This is a genomic window from Blastococcus sp. SYSU DS0533, from assembly GCF_054050775.1.
This window is the reverse complement of sequence record NZ_JBJGZZ010000002.1, coordinates 321,854-337,314: the sequence shown is the minus strand read 5'-3', so window position 1 is coordinate 337,314 and position 15,461 is coordinate 321,854. Positions and strand designations below refer to the sequence as shown.

Here is a 15,461-nt window from a genome sequence, read left to right as displayed (position 1 = left end):
TCCCGGGTCGGTGGGTGCCCCGCGGGGCCGATCGGATTCTGCCGCACCGGCGGGCGCACCGACCGGCGACGCGACCGCGGTGCGCCGGGGTCAGCCGCCCACGGCGACGGCGACCACCCCGCGCCGCACCCGGTCCACGGCGGCCCGCGCCGTGCGCGCCACCGGCTCGTCGGCGACCTTGCCGAGCTGGTCGAGGAGGTCCAGCAGCTGCCGTGCCCAGCGGACGAAGTCGCCGCCGGAGAGCTCCGTGCCGGCCTGCTCGGCGCCGGCCAGCACCCGGTCCAGGCTCTGCCCGTCGGCCCAGCGGTACGCCGCCCAGGCGAACCCCAGGTCCAGGTCGCGGCCTGCGGGCACCCCGTGGTCGAGCTCGACGTCCTGCAGCCGGGAGCGGATGCCGCGCATCGCCCCGATGGCGGCACCGACCTTTCCCGCGGGCACCGCAGGGAGCCCGGGCATGTCGCGCCGCGCCTCGAAGACGAGCGTGGAGACCGCCGCCGCGAGCTCCGCCGGGTCCAGGCCCCGCCACACGCCGGCGCGCAGGCACTCGGCGACGAGCAGGTCCGCCTCCGACCAGATGCGGGCCAGCCGACGGCCGTCGTCGGTCACCCTGTCCTCCCCCGCCCGCCCGACGTCCCCCAGTGCGCCGACCACCTCGGTGTCCGCGGGCACCAGCGGTGCCGCCTGGGGCACCAGGTAGCCCAGCTCCTCGAGGACGTCGCAGGTCCGGTCGAACTGCCGGGTGAGCGAGCCGGTGCGCTCGGCCATCGTGCGCTGCAGCGATTCGGCCTCGTGCACCGCGCGCAGCCAGCGCTCGGCCACCCGCACCCGCTCCTCGCGGTCGGGCAGCTGGTGGACCGGGTGGTGCCGCAGCGCCTGCCGCAGGTCGGCCAGCACCGGGTCGTCCGCTGCCGCGGAGCGGCCCTTCTTCACCCGGCGCGCTCCCAGGTCGTGCTCCACCCGGGCGTTGCGCAGGGTGGAGGCGAGGTCGCGGCGCGCGTGCGGGCTGCGGTGGTTGAAGTTCTTGGGCACCTTCACCCGCGCCAGGGCCTGCACCGGCGTGGGGAAGTCCACCGAGCCCAGCCGGCCCGCCCACTTGTCCTCGGTCAGCACCAGCGGCCGCGGGTCGGCCAGGTCGGTGATGCCGGGGTCGAGCACGACGGCCAGCCCCTGGCGCCGGCCCGTCGGCACGCGGATGACGTCGCCGGGCCGCAGCGCGGCCAGCGCGTCCGCTGCCTCCATCCGGCGCTTGGCCTGCGAGTCGCGGGAGAGCTCCTTTTCCCGCTCGGAGATCTCCCGCCGCAGCTGCGCGTAGGCGCCGACGTCGCCCCGGTCGGAGTGCATCTCGGCGGCGAACCGCTCGGCGTCCCGCTCGTGGCGGGCCGCTGCCCGGGCCAGCCCGACGACCGAGCGGTCGGCCTGGAACTGCGCGAAGGAGCTGGCGAGGAGCTCCCGCGCCCGGGCCCGGCCGAACGAGCTGACCAGGTTGACCGCCATGTTGTAGCTGGGCCGGAAGGAGGAGCGGAGCGGGTAGGTGCGGGTGCTGGCCAGCCCGGCGACGACGCTGGGGTCCATGCCGGGTGCCCAGACGACGACGGCGTGCCCCTCCACGTCGATGCCGCGCCGCCCGGCCCGGCCGGTGAGCTGGGTGTACTCCCCCGGCGTGACGTCGACGTGCGCCTCGCCGTTCCACTTCACCAGCCGCTCGAGGACGACGGAACGCGCCGGCATGTTGATGCCGAGGGCGAGCGTCTCGGTGGCGAAGACGGCCTTGACCAGGCCGCGGACGAAGCACTCCTCGACGGTCTCCTTGAACGCCGGGACCAGGCCCGCGTGGTGGGCGGCCAGGCCGGCGAGCAGCCCCTCGCGCCACTCCCAGAAGCCGAGGACGTGCAGGTCCTCCTCCGGCAGGGAGCCGGTGCGCTCCTCGATGATCTGCGCGATCTCGGCGCGCTCGGCCTCGTCGGTGAGCCGCAGCCCGCTCAGCAGGCACTGGTGCACCGCGGCGTCGCAGCCGTTGCGGCTGAACACGAAGGTGATCGCCGGCAGCAGCCCCGCCCGGTCGAGGCGCTCCACGACGTCGGACCGCGCCGGAGGCCGGTACCGGGGTCGGTGGTGGCCCTCCCGGCGGCCGTTGCCGCCCCAGGTGTCCAGCCGCCGCTCGTGCTCGCGCACGTAGCGCACCAGCTCCGGGTCGACGACGGAGGCCCCGCGCTCCCGCGTGGACAGCGGCCGGGGCCCCTCCCCCTGCTCCCCGGCGTGGGCCGCCGGGCGCAGGGAGAACAGGTCGAACACCCGGTTGCCGACCAGCATGTGCTGCCAGAGCGGGATCGGCCGGACCTCGCTCACCACGACCTTCGTGTGGCCGCGCACCGTCACCAGCCAGTCGCCGAACTCCTCGGCGTTGCTCACCGTCGCCGACAGGGAGACGAGGGTGACCGACTGCGGCAGGTGGATGATGACCTCTTCCCACACCGCGCCGCGGAACCGGTCGGCGAGGTAGTGCACCTCGTCCATCACCACGTAGCCCAGGCCGCCGATCGCCGGGGACTCCGCGTAGAGCATGTTGCGCAGCACCTCGGTGGTCATCACGACCACCGGGGCGTCGCCGTTGACGGCGTTGTCGCCGGTCAGCAGGCCGACGCGGTCGGCGCCGTAGCGCTCGACCAGGTCGTTGTACTTCTGGTTCGACAACGCCTTGATCGGCGTCGTGTAGAAGGCCTTGCGCCCCTCGGCGAGAGCCTTGTGCACGGCGAACTCGCCCACCACGGTCTTGCCGGCGCCGGTCGGCGCGCAGACCAGGACGCCGGAGCCGTCCTCCAGCGCCTCGCAGGCCTCGACCTGGAATGGATCCAGGGAGAAGCCGAGCTCGGCGGTGAAGTCGGCCAGCGTCGGGTGGGAGGTCCGCCGCCGGGCAGCGGCGTACCGCTCAGCGGGGCTGGACATGCCTCCACGTTAGGCGCGCGCCCCCGCGACGGCTCGTCACGATCCCAGGACCGCTCGCCACGATCGGCCTTCCTGATCATCGAGCGTCCTCCCTCACCGCCCACCGTGAGGGAGGACGCTGCACGATCACGTCAGCTGATCGTGGCGCGGCCGCTGCCGACCACGGTGAACGCACCGGGGACGCACTCGGTGAGGGCGGGCAGCGGCGCGACGAGCTCGCCGTCGGCGTATGTGCTGACCCCGGCGCAGGACAACTCCACACGGGCCGCCCGGTGCACCGTGACGGCGGGGTGCTCGACGTGGGTGCCGTCGGCCAGCCGCGGCCGGGTGCGCACCAGCTCGCGCCGGGACACCGGCCCCACCACCGTGACGTCGAACTGCCCGTCGGCGCAGTCGGCTCCCGGGCACATCCGCAGACCGCCGCCGTACCAGGCGGTGTTGCCGACGGCGACCATCGTCGCGGGCAGCGTGCGGGCGACGCCGTCCAGCGTCAGCGTCACCTCGTAGGGGCGCAGTCGGGCCAGCTCGGCGAGGACGGCGAGGTCGTAGCGCCGACGGCCCCGGGGCCAGCGCAGCCGGTTGGCGCGGTCGGTGACGGCCGAGTCGAAGCCGCAGCACAGCACGGTCGCCCACCAGCGCCCGGCGGTGCGGCCGGCGTCGAGCGTCGCGGTGCGGCCGGCCAGCAGGTCGCCGGCGGCCGCACGCGCGGCCGCCACCGGGTCGGGCGGCACCCCGAGCGCCAGGGCCAGGTCGTTGCCCGTGCCGGCGGGGATGACGGCCAGCGGGATCGCCGTCCCCGCGACCACCTGCAACGCGGCGTGCGCAGCGCCGTCCCCACCCACCGCGACCACCGCGCCGGCGCCGCCCGCGATCGCGTCCGCGGCCTGGCGCTCGGCGTCGGGCCGGGTGGTCGCGTCGAGCACGCGCGGAGTCACGCCGGCCTCGAGGAGGGCGCCGAGGACGGCCCCGGCCACCGTGCGGGCGCGTCCCCGCCCGGCGGCAGGGCTGACCAGGACCGCGGCCTCCACCGCCGTCAGCTGCGGGCCGACGGCGTGCGTTCGACCGGCTCGTCCAGCTGCGAGGGGGTGGCGTCCAGCCGCGAGGGCGCGGCGTCCAGCGGGGAGGCGGCGTCGTCGTCCAGGTCGTGGAAGTGCTCGGCGGCGGCGCGGCGGGCCCGGCGCCGGTCGACGATGCGGGCGAGCTGGATGGCCAGCTCGAACAGCACGATCATCGGCCCGGCCATGAGGAGCATCGTGAACGGGTCCTGCGTGGGCGTGACGAAGGCGGCGAAGACGATGGTGAGGAAGAAGATCCACCGGCGGCTCTTCGACAGCACCTCGTAGCTGAGCACCCCCACCAGGTTCAGGGCGACGGCGATGAGCGGTACCTCGAAGCTGACGCCGAACGCGACCAGCAACGACAGCACGAAGCCGATGTAGTCCTGCGCGGTGAGCGCCACGACCACGCCGTCGCCGGCCAGGCTCAGCAGCAGCTCCAGGCCCGCCGACAGCGAGACGTAGGCCAGCACGGCGCCGAGCGCGAACAACGTCGAGGAGACGGCGACGAAGCCGACGCCGTAGCGCTTCTCGTTGCGCTTGAGGCCCGGGGTGACGAACGCCCACAGCTGGTACAGCCAGAACGGGGCGGAGAGGACCACCCCGGCCAGGAACGCCACCTTGAGGCGGATGAAGACGCCGCCGAAGACGTTCGTGATGAGCAAGCCGCAGCCGCCGGCGTCGTCGCCGCCGTAGCGGAGCTCCTCGGGCAGCCCGCAGTACGGGGCGCGGATGAACTCGCCGAGGCCGTGGCCGTACCACCAGAAGGCGATGGCGGTGGCCACCAGGACGGCGAGCCCCGCCTTGAGGATGCGGTTGCGCAGCTCGGTCAGGTGCGCGATCAGGCTCATCGTGGCCTGTGCGTCACGGGGTTGCCGTCGACGCCGCCGCGCGCCACGGGTCGCCTCGCTCACCGCCGTCCCCCGGGTGCGGTGCGGTCAGCGGGTGCGGTCGGCGGCGCGTGCCTGCTCGGCCTGCGCCCGCAGCTCCGCGGCCCGGAGCTCGGCCTGCCGGGCCTCCTCCTGCAGCCGCGCGGCCGGGTCGTCCGAGGCCGGCGACGCGGGCGAGACGATCTCCCCGCGCACCGGCGTGGTGCGCGCGGCGTCCTTGGTGCGGACGTCGTCGTCCTTCATGCCCTTCATCTCGCCCTTGAAGATGCGCAGCGAACGGCCGAGCGAGCGCGAGGCGTCGGGCAGCTTCTTGTAGCCGAAGAGCAGCAGGATGGCCAGGATGATCAGGCCGATCTCCAGTGGGCCGAGTCCGGCCATGGCGCGTCCTCCGTAAGGTGTGGGTGCTGGGGCGATGCTACGCCGCCGATCGCCGATTCCCAGAGGGCTGCGCGCGGAACATCGGCCACCCGGAGCCGTGTTCGCCGGCCGTTCAGCCCGCCGACGCCCGGGCGTCGCGCAGCCGCGCGGCCCGGTCGGCGGAGTCCTGGAGCCCGGCGCGCACCGGCGCGACGTCGGCCTCGGCCGCGGTCAGCTCTCGCGCCAGCCGGCCGACGGCCCCGAGCACCCCGTGCACGAGCAGCCCGAGAACGACGAACGCCAGGAGCACGACGACGCCGAGGACGATCCAGAACACCACGGCCGCACCCTAGCCCGCGTCGCCCGGCACGATCCCGTACCGGGCCAGGGCGGCCCGGGCCTCGGCCGCGACCTGCGCCCCGATCTCCGCCGGCTCCTCCACCACCGCGCTGCCGCCGAGCATGGCGACCAGCCGCCGCGCCCAGGCCAGGTCCGCGGTGCGGACCGTGACGGCCAGGCCCCCGGGCGGGTCGTCGACGGGGGTCACGTCCTCCGTCGGGTAGTAGTCGGCGACCCACCGGGCGCTGCGGGCCAGCCGCAGCCGGACTGCGGGGGTGTCGGGACCGGGCTGGTAGAGGCCGTCGTCGATGCTGCGGCTGGTGGCCTGGGGCGGTGCGGCGGCCGGCTCGTCCAGCACCGTGGCGTCGTCGACCCGGTCCAGCCGGAACAGCCGGACGCCCTCGGCCCGGCGGCACCAGGCCTCCAGGTACCAGTGCCCGTCGACGTACAGCAGCTGCATCGGGTCCACGGTGCGCTCGGTGCGTTCGTCCCGGGCCGGCACGTAGTAGTGCAGGTGCACCGCCCGTCCGTCCTGGAGGGCCCGGCGGGCGAGCGCCAGCGTCTCCTCCCGCGCGTCGACGCTCACGGCCAGCGGCGCGATCCGCGCAGCGGCGTCACCGGTCGCCGCCGAGACCTTCGCCAGCGCCCGGCTCACCGCGTCGCGCTCGGCCAGGCCCGGCAGCTCCAGCAGCGTGCGCAGCGCCACGACGAGTGCGACGGCCTCGTCGGTGGTCAGCCGCAGCGGCCGCACCATCCCGGCGTCGAACGTGACGCGCACGCGATCGCCCTCGAACGCGACGTCGATCAGGTCGCCCGGGCCGTAGCCGGGCAGCCCGCACATCCAGAGCAGCTCGAGGTCGCGTTGCAGCTGCCGCTCGGGGACGCCGAAGTCGCGGGCGGCCTCGGCCAGCGGCACGCCCTCGGGGCGGGCGGTCAGGTACGGGACGAGCGCCAGCAGCCGGGTCATCCGGTCGGCGGTGCCGCCCGCGGTCACGCGGGCACCTCGAGCGCGGCGAGACGGGTCAGCCGGGCCACGACGGCGTCCCGCACCGAGGTGGGGGCCTCGACGACGACGTCGGCGCCGTAGGCGGCGATCTGGTCGGCCAGCGCCCACGGCTCGGTGGTGCGCAGCTGCAGCCGGTCGTCCCCGTCGTCACCCGGCCCGAGCGAGGCCGCGTGCCGGCGCAGCCCCACGGCGGTGCCGGGCCGCGCCCGCACCACGACCAGGTGCTCCTCCCCCTGCCCCTGCTGCCCGGCGACGACCTCGGTGAGGTCGAGGTCGGCCGGCGGTTCGAACGCCCCGGCCGGCCCCACGGCCTTGGGTGTGCCGACGACGCGCGAGAGCCGGAACACCCGGGGCGCCTGCCGGTCGAGGTCCCGCCCGACCAGGTACCAGCGGCCGTGCCAGGCGACGACCCCCCAGGGCTGCACGTCGCGGCGGACGGCGGTGTCCTCGTCGGGGCGCCGGTAGTCGAACTGCAGGCGGCGCCGGTCGCGGGCCGCGGCGTAGCAGGGCTCGAAGGCCGCCTCGCCGCGGTCCAGCCGGGGCTTGATCGGCAGGGAGCGGGAGGAGTCGACGTCGACCCCGGCGGCGCGGAGCTTGACCAGGGCGCTCTGCGCGGCGCCGGCCAGCTGCGCGGACTCCCACAGGCGCAGCGCCAGGCCGACGGCGGCCGCTTCCTCGCCGGTCAGATGGATCTCGGGGAGCTCGTAGTCCGCCCGGGCGATGCGGTAGCCGTCCTCGGTGTCGAAGACGCTGGTGCGACCGGTCTCCAGGGGCACGCCCATCTCGCGCAGCTCGGCCTTGTCGCGCTCGAACATGCGCTTGAACGCCTCGTCGGCCCGGTCCGTGCCGTCGTCGGCCTCGTAGCCCGGCACGGTGGCGCGGATGCGCGCCGCCGTCACGTACTGCCTGGTGCTCAGCAGCGCGATGACCAGGTTGACCAGTCGTTCCGCCCGCTTGGCCGCCATGGCCCTCAGGCTAGTCAGCCCGCTGCGGGCCCGCCGCCGCCCGGCCGTGCGCCGGCCCCCTGGATAGCCTGCGGGTATGACCAGTGCTGCTCCCCCCGCGCCCGCGTCCCGGATCCGCTGGCGGCGCGGGCGGGTCACCGCGACCGGCCGTTCCTGGCGGGACGCGCTGGAGCTGACCGCCGAGGTGGCCGGCGAGGGCGAGCTCCGAGCGCTGGCCTACCCCTCGCTGGTGGGCGTGCCCGAGGTGGGCGACGACGTCCTGCTGAACACGACGGCGCTGGCGCAGGGGCTGGGCACCGGCGGGTACGCGCTCGTGGTCGCCGTCCCCGACCGGCTGCCGCCGGACCCGGAGGGGCCCGGGCACCTGGTGAAGGCCCGGTACACCCCGCTGCAGGTGATGGTGCAGGGCGTGGACGAGCAGGAGACGGAGCACCACGGGACGATCGCCGGCGCCGAGGACCTCGGCGGGATGCCGGTGGTCGTGGCCGACCTGCACTCGGCGCTCCCGGCGATCCTGATCGGGATGCTCGCCACCGACCCCGATCTGAAGGTCGCGTACGTGATGACCGACGGCGGCGCGCTGCCCGCGGCGTTCTCCCGCACGGTGGGCGCGCTGAAGAGCTCCCTCGTCGGCGTGGTCACCGTGGGCCAGGCCTTCGGCGGGGACCTGGAGGCGGTGACCCTGCACACCGGGCTGCTCGCCGCAAGGCACGTGCTGGGGGCGGACCTGGCGATCGTCACCCAGGGGCCCGGGAACCTCGGCACGGGGACGCCGTGGGGCTTCTCGGGCGTGGCCGCCGGTGAGGCGTGCAACGCCGTCAGCGTGCTGGGCGGCGTGCCCGTCGGGGCGCTGCGGATCTCCGACGCGGACCCCCGGCCGCGGCACCGCGGGGTCTCGCACCACTCGCTCACCGCTTTCGGGCGGGTGGCGCTGGGCGGGGTGACGCTCGTGGCGCCCCGCGGGCTCTCCTCCGAGCTCGGCGGGCAGGTCGACGAGGACCTCGCCAGCCAGCCCGAGCGCAACACCGTCGTCTGGGTGGACACCGACGGGCTGGAGACGGCGCTGGGGCTGTCGCCCGTGCCGCTGAGCACCATGGGCCGCGGCTACCCCGAGGAACGCGCCTACTTCCTCGCGGCCGCGGCGGCAGGCCGCTACGCCGCCCTGCAGGTGCCATGACACCTGCCGGCCTGCGGCCGGCACCGCGGCCAGGAGCCGCACCCCTGCTGCGTCGAGCCAGCCGACGCGCCGCGCTGGGGGGCCTCCGGCCCCCGCTCCGCGACACGCCCCTCGCAGGGGCGTCTCCCTGTCGCGCTTCCCCGGACCCTCCGGGTCCACTCGGCACGCCAGGTCACATGCTGGCGATGAGCTTCTCGACCCGCTCGTCGACGGACTTGAACGGGTCCTTGCACAGCACGGTGCGCTGGGCCTGGTCGTTGAGCTTCAGATGCACCCAGTCGACGGTGAAGTCGCGCCGCTTCTCCTGGGCCTTGCGGATGAACTCGCCGCGGAGACGGGCGCGGGTGGTCTGCGGCGGCACGCTCTTGGCCTCGAAGACGCGGGGCTCGTGGGCCACCCGCTCGACCTGGCCGTTGCGCTCGAGCAGGTAGTACAGGCCGCGGGTGCGGCTGATGTCGTGGTAGGCCAGGTCCATCTGGGCGATGCGCGGGGAGGACAGCGCGAGGTCGCGCTTGGCGCGGTAGCGCTCGAGCAGGCTGTACTTGATGGCCCAGTCGATCTCGCGGTCGATCAGGCTCAGGTCCTCGCTGTCGACGGCCTTGAGCACCCGCCCCCACAGCTCCAGCATCTGCCGGTGCACGGGGGTGCACCCCTCGCGGTCGGCGAACTCGGTGGCCCGGCTGTGGTACTCCGACTGGATCTCCAGCGCCGACATCTCGCGGCCCCCGGCCAGCCGCACCTTCCGGCGCCCGGTCATGTCGTGGCTGATCTCGCGGATCGCCCGGATCGGGTTCTCCAGCGTCATGTCGCGGATGGGGGTGCCCGCCTCGATCATCCGGAGCACCAGGTCGGTCATGGTGACCTTGAGCAGCGTCGTCGTCTCGCTCATGTTCGAGTCGCCGACGATGACGTGCAGCCGGCGGTAGCGCTCGGCGTCGGCGTGCGGCTCGTCGCGGGTGTTGATGATCGGCCGGGACCGGGTGGTGGCGCTGGAGACGCCCTCCCAGATGTGCTCGGCGCGCTGGCTGACGCAGTAGAGGGCGCCGCGCGGGGTCTGCAGCACCTTGCCGGCGCCGACGACGATCTGCCGGCTGACCAGGAACGGGATCAGGACGTCGGCGAGCCGGCCGAACTCGCCGTGCCGGCCGACGAGGTAGTTCTCGTGGCAGCCGTAGCTGTTGCCGGCGGAGTCGGTGTTGTTCTTGAACAGGTAGATGTCACCGGTCACGCCCTCCTCGGCCAGGCGCTGCTCGGCGTCGACCAGCAGGCCCTCGAGGATGCGCTCCCCCGCCTTGTCGTGGACGACGAGCTCGCCGAGGTCGTCGCACTCCGCGGTGGCGTACTCCGGGTGGCTGCCGACGTCCAGGTAGAGCCGGGACCCGTTGCGCAGGAAGACGTTGGAGCTGCGCCCCCACGACACGACCCGCCGGAACAGGTACCGGGCGACCTCGTCCGGCGAGAGCCGCCGCTGCCCCTTGAAGGTGCACGTGACGCCGTACTCGGTCTCGATCCCGAAGATCCGTCGCTCCACGGTTCGAGACTAGGCGCCGGGAGCGACACCGGCCCGCCGCCGGACCGCGAGCGCGCTACCGCTTCGCGTCCAGCCGCTGCAGCAGCTCGTCGAACGCCCGCTCGATCTCGTCGTGCCCGTTCTGCGACGCCCGCTGCTTGCCGTGGATGAGGGCCGCGCGGTTGACCTTCGAGAAGTCGCCGTAGGGGAAGTGGTAGCGCTTCTTGGTCTCCTCGCCGGCGTCCGGGTCGACGGCGAGGTGCCAGGCGGCGTACCCCTTCCAGCCGTGGGTCTCGATCTCGGCGTTGCCGTCGTCGGCGGACGGTGCGGCGTCGGACCACTCGGTCCGGTCGTCGTAGTCGCCGTCGTCGATCAGCTTCTTCGCCCGGGAGAAGGCGTCGTCGTTCAGGTCGTAGGTGGGCATGCCCGCCTCCCTACCCGCCGACAGCCATCACCCGTCGGTCTGCGGGTGCCCCTCGCCGGTGTCGGTGGTGCCGCCGGCGGTGTCGGGCGCGGCCGGGTCGCCGAGGCCGGCGGGCGTGCCCGGAGCGGGGTGGCTGGGCACGTGGCCCGAGGACGGCGTCTCCGTCTCCCCGGTCTGACCGTCGCCGAGCAGGCTGTGCAGCGCGGTACCGACGACCCGGCGGAAGGCCCGCTTGGGCCGCCGGCGGTCCAGGACGGCGACCTCCAGCTGCTGCGCGGTCAGCCGTGCGGGGCCGCCGTCACCAGCCCCGGCGGTGGCCGGGCTGACCGCCGACAGCGCGTCGACGCCGACCCGGAGCGCATCGGCCAGGCCCATGCCGGGGTGGAAGTCCTCGCGGAGGTGGGAGCTGACGGCGTCGGCCTGCCCACCCATCACGACGAAGTCGGGCTCGTCGACGACGGAGCCGTCGAAGGTGAGCCGGTACAGCTGGTCGCTCGCGGGCGTCTCCCCCACCTCGGCGACGCAGAGCTCGACCTCGTAGGGCTTCATCTGCTCGGTGAAGATGGCGCCGAGGGTCTGGGCGTAGGCATTGGCGATGACCCGGCCGGTGACGTCCCGGCGGTTGTAGGAGTAGCCGCGCACGTCGGCGAGGCGGACACCGGCGACGCGCAGGCTCTCGAACTCGCTGTAGCGGCCCACCGCGGCGAAGCCGATGCGGTCGTAGATCTCGCCGACCTTGTGCAGCGTGGAGCTGGGGTTCTCGGCGATGAAGAGGACGCCGTCGGCGTAGGTGAGGACGGCGACGCTGCGGCCGCGGGAGATGCCCTTGCGGGCGTACTCCGAGCGGTCGCGCATGACCTGCTCGGCGGAGGCGTAGTACGGCATGGTCATGGCTCAGGCCTCCCGCGTCGTGTTCTGGCGCTCGGCGGCGGTGCGCTCGGAGACGATGGCGTCGGCGACGGCGGCGACCTCGGCGTCGGTCAGCCGGATCGCGCCCTCGGCGTCCACCCGGTAGACGATCGGGTAGAGCCGTCTCACCGGGTCCGGGCCGCCGGTGGCCGAGTCGTCGTCGGCGGCGTCGTAGAGGGCCTCGACCACGGTTCGGGTGGCAGCTGCGGCGTCCAGCCCCTGGCGCCAGGTCTTCTTGAGGCTGTTGCGGGCGAACAGCGAGCCGGAGCCGACGGCCGAGTAGCCGCGCTCCTCGTAGTTCCCACCGGTGACGTCGTAGCTGAAGATGCGGCCCGGGAGCTCGCCCGGCGCGGCGTCGAGGTCGTAACCGGCGAACAGCGGGACGACCGCCAGGCCCTGCAAGGCCGCGCCGAGGTTGCCGCGGATCATCTGGGCGAGCCGGTTGGCCTTGCCGTCGAGGGAGAGGGTGAGGCCCTCGATCTTCTCGTAGTGCTCGAGCTCCACCTGGTAGAGCTTCACCATCTCGATGGCGATGCCCGCGGCGCCGGCGATGCCGATGACGCTGTAGGAGTCCGCCGGGTAGACCTTCTCGATGTCGCGGCTGGAGATCAGGTTGCCCATGGTGGCGCGGCGGTCGCCGCCCATGAGGACGCCGCCCTCGTAGGTGGCGGCGACGATCGTGGTGCCGTGCGGGGCGATGTCACCCACGGGCAGCTGCGGCACCGGGCGCCGGCCGGGCAGCAGGTCGGGCGCCGAGGCGGCCAGGAAGTCGGTGAACGAGGAGCCCACCCGGTCCAGGTACGCGGGCGGGAACCCGCTCCGGCCAGCTGACGACTCGTTCACCCATCCGCCTCTCCCGCCTGCATCCGCCGGCGTGCACCGCAGCCTGCCGGGGCGCCGCGCCGTGCTGCTCGGACGCGGTCCCGGACGTCGTCAGCGACCCTACCGGCGGCCGCTGACGTCGGCTTGGCCGTCCGGTCCTCCGCGCCGGCGGCACGAGGACGGCGATCCCAGGCAGTGGGACGAGAGTCCGTCCTCACGCGACTTGCTTGCCTGACGAGGCCGCCGCAGCCTCATCGAGTCACACGCCGGGCACTGCTTCCGCACAGCGCAGCCTGATCAGGCGGTCACTGGCCGCCCTTCTGCACGTATGCCCGGACGAAGTCCTCGGCGTTCTCCTCGAGCACGTCGTCGATCTCGTCCAGGAGCGAGTCGACGTCCTCGGACATCTTCTCGTGGCGTTCGGCGACGTCGGAGTCGACCGACGCCTCGATCTCCTCGTTCTCCTCGCGCGACCGCGTCGCCTTCTGCTGCCCGCCGCTGTCCCTGGTGGCCATGCTGCCCTCCGGTCGTTCTCGTGGCTGGTGCTGGTCGAGAAGCTACCCGCAGCAACCGACATCCGGCGGCCAGGAAACAGGCGCGGTGGACGCTCCCGGTACCCGTGGACGGCCGTCAGGGGCCGGTGATCGTGTCCACGAGCTCCTGCGCGGTCGCCGAGGCCTCGAACAGGGCCCCCACGTGCTCCCGCGTGCCACGCAGCGGTTCCATCGTCGGGATGCGCACCAGGTTCTCCCGGCCCAGGTCGAAGACCACCGAGTCCCACGAGGCGGCGGCGATCTGGGCGGGGAAACGCCGCAGGCATTCACCGCGGAAGAACGCCCGGGTGTCCGACGGCGGCGTCACCATCGCGCGGCTCACCTCGTCGTCGGTGAGCAGGCGCTTCATGGCCCCCCGCGCGACCAGACGGTTGTAGAGGCCCTTGTCCGGCCGGACGTCGGAGTACTGCAGGTCCACCATCTGCAGCCGCGAGTCGGTCCACTCCAGGCCGTCGCGCGAGCGGTAGCCCTCCAGCAGGCGCAGCTTCGCCGGCCAGTCCAGCCGGTCGGCCAGGCGCATCGGGTCGGCCTCGAGGTCGTCGAGCACCGCGGCCCACTGGCGCAGCACGTCGTCGGTCTGCTCGTCACGCTCCCCGCGGGTCTCGACGAAGCGCTCGGCCCGCTCCAGGTAGAGCCGCTGCACCTCGACCGCGGTCAGCCGCCGGCCGTCGCGCAGCCGCACCTTGTGGGTGAGGGAGGGGTCGTGGCTCACCGCCTGCAGCTCGCCCACCGGCTCCTCGATGGCGAGGTCCGGCGGCAGGGCCCGCGCCTCGATCAGGGCCAGCACCAGGGACGTGGTCCCGACCTTGAGGTAGGTCGACAGCTCCGCGAGGTTGGCGTCGCCGATGATCACGTGGAGCCGGCGGTACTCGTCGGGGTTGGCGTGCGGCTCGTCGCGGGTGTTGATGATCGGGCGCTTCAGGGTCGTCTCGAGGCCGACCTCGACCTCGAAGAAGTCGGCGCGCTGCGAGAGCTGGAAGCCGGGCGTCCGGCTCTCCACCCCCAGGCCGACCTTGCCCGATCCTGCGAACACCTGGCGCGTGACGAAGAACGGCACGAGCCCGCGGATGATGTCGATGAACGGGGTCCGCCGGTCCATCAGGTAGTTCTCGTGGGCGCCGTAGGACGCACCCTTGCCGTCGGTGTTGTTCTTGTACAGCTGGATCGGGTGCGTGCCGGGGATCTGCGCGGCCCGGCGGGCGGCCTCGGCCATGACCCGCTCCCCCGCCTTGTCCCACAGCACGATGTCGCGCGGGGTGGTGACCTCCGGCGTCGAGTACTCCGGGTGCGCGTGGTCGACGTACAGCCGGGCCCCGTTGGTCAGGATGACGTTGGCCATCCCGGAGTCCTCGTCGAGGTCGTTGTGGTCGAGGGCCTGCGCCGGGGTGAGGTCGAACCCGCGGGCGTCACGCAGGGGCGACTCCTCCTCGAAGTCCCACCGGGGACGGCGGGGGGTCGGCGCCTCGGCCACCGCCCAGGAGTTGACGACCAGGCTGGACAGCGTCGTCGGGTTGGCCCCCGGCTGCCGCGGCACCGAGATGCCGTATTCGACCTCGGTGCCCATGACCCGCCGCACGCTCATGGCCCAACCCTAGGCCGCGGCTCCCGGCGGGTCCGGCGTCGGCACGGGTCCGGCGTCGGCACCCGACCGGCGCAGGCATCGAGCCGGGGGCCTGGCACATACCGGAACCGTTCCGTAGCCTCGATCGTGCCCCGGCCGCACCGAGCGGTCATCGGGGACGTGCGCGGGTCCCGGCCGTCGAGCCGGCCCGCCGCAGCACCAGGACGCGCCGCGCGCCCCCTCCGCCCAGCGGTCGCGCCTCCTCCGTCGATCCGGCTCCGTGGGTGGAGCGCGTCGTCCCCTCGCGGGCGCGGCCGTCCGGGCGCCCGCCGTTCTGAGAGGACCATGACGAACCGCAGCACCACGCGCCCGTCCAACCGCACCCTCCGCCGCGGCGCCGCGGGCATCGCCGTCGCCGGCGCCGCACTGGTCGCCCCGTTCCTGGGCACCGGCACCGCCGCGGCCGCCGACGGCGCGACCTGGGACCGCCTCGCGCAGTGCGAGAGCAGCGGCGACTGGGCGATCAACACCGGCAACGGCTACTACGGCGGCCTGCAGTTCTACCAGCCCACCTGGGAGGCTTTCGGCGGCCTGGAGTACGCCGCGCGGGCCGACCTGGCGACCCGCGAGCAGCAGATCGCGGTCGCCGAGAAGACCCTCACCGCCCAGGGCTGGGGCGCCTGGCCGGCGTGCTCCGCCGAGCTCGGGCTCACCGAGGCCGACGAGGCGGGTAGTGCCACGCCCCCGGCGCCGGCCGCCCCGGCACCCGCACCTGCGCCCGCCCCGGTCGACGCCGGGCAGCAGTACACGGTGCAGGCCGGCGACACGCTGTCGCGGATCGCGGCCTCCGCCGGGCTTGACTGGCGCGCCCTCCACGACGCCAACCGCGACGTCATCGGCGCGGACCCGGGTCTCATCTACCCGGGCCAGGTGCTCCGGCTGGGCTGAT

15 protein-coding genes are annotated in these 15,461 nt (G+C 74.1%); 2 read left to right on the top strand and 13 right to left on the bottom strand.

Annotated features, from left to right (window positions below):
• Positions 1-90 precede the first annotated feature (90 nt).
• The 7 genes from ACI79W_RS04695 to ACI79W_RS04665 all read right to left on the bottom strand — a co-directional run bounded on the left by ACI79W_RS04695 (position 91) and on the right by ACI79W_RS04665 (position 7,555).
• On the bottom strand, positions 91-2,943 hold the full coding sequence (locus ACI79W_RS04695) for a DEAD/DEAH box helicase (protein WP_456560911.1): 2,853 nt from the start codon (positions 2,941-2,943) through the stop codon (positions 91-93).
• 131 nt (positions 2,944-3,074) lie between these two features.
• A complete protein-coding gene (locus ACI79W_RS04690) occupies positions 3,075-3,971 on the bottom strand; it encodes a diacylglycerol/lipid kinase family protein (protein WP_456560910.1) in 897 nt (298 codons plus the stop codon).
• Positions 3,972-3,976: 5 nt separating this feature from the next.
• A complete protein-coding gene (tatC, locus tag ACI79W_RS04685) occupies positions 3,977-4,849 on the bottom strand; it encodes a twin-arginine translocase subunit TatC (RefSeq protein WP_456560909.1) in 873 nt (290 codons plus the stop codon).
• Between the two features lie 87 nt (positions 4,850-4,936).
• The gene (gene tatA / locus ACI79W_RS04680) at positions 4,937-5,266 is read right to left on the bottom strand and encodes a Sec-independent protein translocase subunit TatA (protein ID WP_456560908.1); all 330 of its coding nucleotides are present in this window, start codon (positions 5,264-5,266) and stop codon (positions 4,937-4,939) included.
• Between the two features lie 112 nt (positions 5,267-5,378).
• Positions 5,379-5,585, bottom strand: coding sequence for a hypothetical protein (locus tag ACI79W_RS04675; RefSeq protein WP_456560907.1), 207 nt, complete (start codon positions 5,583-5,585; stop codon positions 5,379-5,381).
• A gap of 9 nt (positions 5,586-5,594) precedes the next feature.
• Positions 5,595-6,578, bottom strand: coding sequence for a helix-turn-helix transcriptional regulator (locus tag ACI79W_RS04670; RefSeq protein WP_456560906.1), 984 nt, complete (start codon positions 6,576-6,578; stop codon positions 5,595-5,597).
• A complete protein-coding gene (locus ACI79W_RS04665) occupies positions 6,575-7,555 on the bottom strand; it encodes a helix-turn-helix transcriptional regulator (protein ID WP_456560905.1) in 981 nt (326 codons plus the stop codon). Before ACI79W_RS04665 ends, ACI79W_RS04670 begins: the two co-directional genes overlap by 4 nt.
• A gap of 76 nt (positions 7,556-7,631) precedes the next feature.
• Between ACI79W_RS04665 and ACI79W_RS04660 the strand changes: the two genes are divergently transcribed.
• Entirely contained in the window at positions 7,632-8,732 is a 1,101-nt protein-coding gene (locus ACI79W_RS04660; RefSeq protein WP_456560904.1) for a DUF3866 family protein, read from the top strand.
• Between the two features lie 172 nt (positions 8,733-8,904).
• On the opposite strand, the gene pafA is transcribed toward ACI79W_RS04660, so the two are convergent.
• The 6 genes from pafA to dop all read right to left on the bottom strand — a co-directional run bounded on the left by pafA (position 8,905) and on the right by dop (position 14,533).
• Positions 8,905-10,263, bottom strand: a complete 1,359-nt coding sequence (gene pafA / locus ACI79W_RS04655) for a Pup--protein ligase (RefSeq protein WP_456560903.1) — start codon at positions 10,261-10,263, stop codon at positions 8,905-8,907.
• A 55-nt stretch (positions 10,264-10,318) separates the two neighbouring features.
• Positions 10,319-10,666, bottom strand: a complete 348-nt coding sequence (locus tag ACI79W_RS04650; RefSeq protein WP_456560902.1) for a hypothetical protein — start codon at positions 10,664-10,666, stop codon at positions 10,319-10,321.
• Between the two features lie 27 nt (positions 10,667-10,693).
• Positions 10,694-11,557: a proteasome subunit alpha gene (gene prcA, locus ACI79W_RS04645; RefSeq protein ID WP_456560901.1), complete on the bottom strand. Its 864-nt coding sequence runs from the start codon at positions 11,555-11,557 to the stop codon at positions 10,694-10,696.
• Between the two features lie 3 nt (positions 11,558-11,560).
• Complete coding sequence (prcB, locus tag ACI79W_RS04640) at positions 11,561-12,418, bottom strand: proteasome subunit beta (protein WP_456560900.1); 858 nt, start codon at positions 12,416-12,418, stop codon at positions 11,561-11,563.
• 284 nt (positions 12,419-12,702) lie between these two features.
• Positions 12,703-12,912, bottom strand: a complete 210-nt coding sequence (locus ACI79W_RS04635; RefSeq protein WP_456560899.1) for a ubiquitin-like protein Pup — start codon at positions 12,910-12,912, stop codon at positions 12,703-12,705.
• A 115-nt stretch (positions 12,913-13,027) separates the two neighbouring features.
• A complete protein-coding gene (gene dop / locus ACI79W_RS04630) occupies positions 13,028-14,533 on the bottom strand; it encodes a depupylase/deamidase Dop (RefSeq protein WP_456560898.1) in 1,506 nt (501 codons plus the stop codon).
• 324 nt (positions 14,534-14,857) lie between these two features.
• Here dop and ACI79W_RS04625 point away from each other — a divergent pair, with 324 nt between their 5' ends.
• On the top strand, positions 14,858-15,460 hold the full coding sequence (locus tag ACI79W_RS04625; RefSeq protein ID WP_456560897.1) for a transglycosylase family protein: 603 nt from the start codon (positions 14,858-14,860) through the stop codon (positions 15,458-15,460).
• The last annotated feature ends 1 nt before the right edge of the window (position 15,461 follow it).

Coding starts and splice junctions, on each gene's coding strand:
- prcA (WP_456560901.1), bottom strand. CDS start 11,557: ATGACCATGCCGTACTACGCCTCCGCCGAGCAGGTCATGCGCGACCGC.
- ACI79W_RS04625 (WP_456560897.1), top strand. CDS start 14,858: ATGACGAACCGCAGCACCACGCGCCCGTCCAACCGCACCCTCCGCCGC.
- ACI79W_RS04660 (WP_456560904.1), top strand. CDS start 7,632: ATGACCAGTGCTGCTCCCCCCGCGCCCGCGTCCCGGATCCGCTGGCGG.
- ACI79W_RS04635 (WP_456560899.1), bottom strand. CDS start 12,912: ATGGCCACCAGGGACAGCGGCGGGCAGCAGAAGGCGACGCGGTCGCGC.
- ACI79W_RS04665 (WP_456560905.1), bottom strand. CDS start 7,555: ATGGCGGCCAAGCGGGCGGAACGACTGGTCAACCTGGTCATCGCGCTG.
- tatA (WP_456560908.1), bottom strand. CDS start 5,266: ATGGCCGGACTCGGCCCACTGGAGATCGGCCTGATCATCCTGGCCATC.
- dop (WP_456560898.1), bottom strand. CDS start 14,533: ATGAGCGTGCGGCGGGTCATGGGCACCGAGGTCGAATACGGCATCTCG.
- ACI79W_RS04650 (WP_456560902.1), bottom strand. CDS start 10,666: ATGCCCACCTACGACCTGAACGACGACGCCTTCTCCCGGGCGAAGAAG.
- ACI79W_RS04695 (WP_456560911.1), bottom strand. CDS start 2,943: ATGTCCAGCCCCGCTGAGCGGTACGCCGCTGCCCGGCGGCGGACCTCC.
- tatC (WP_456560909.1), bottom strand. CDS start 4,849: ATGAGCCTGATCGCGCACCTGACCGAGCTGCGCAACCGCATCCTCAAG.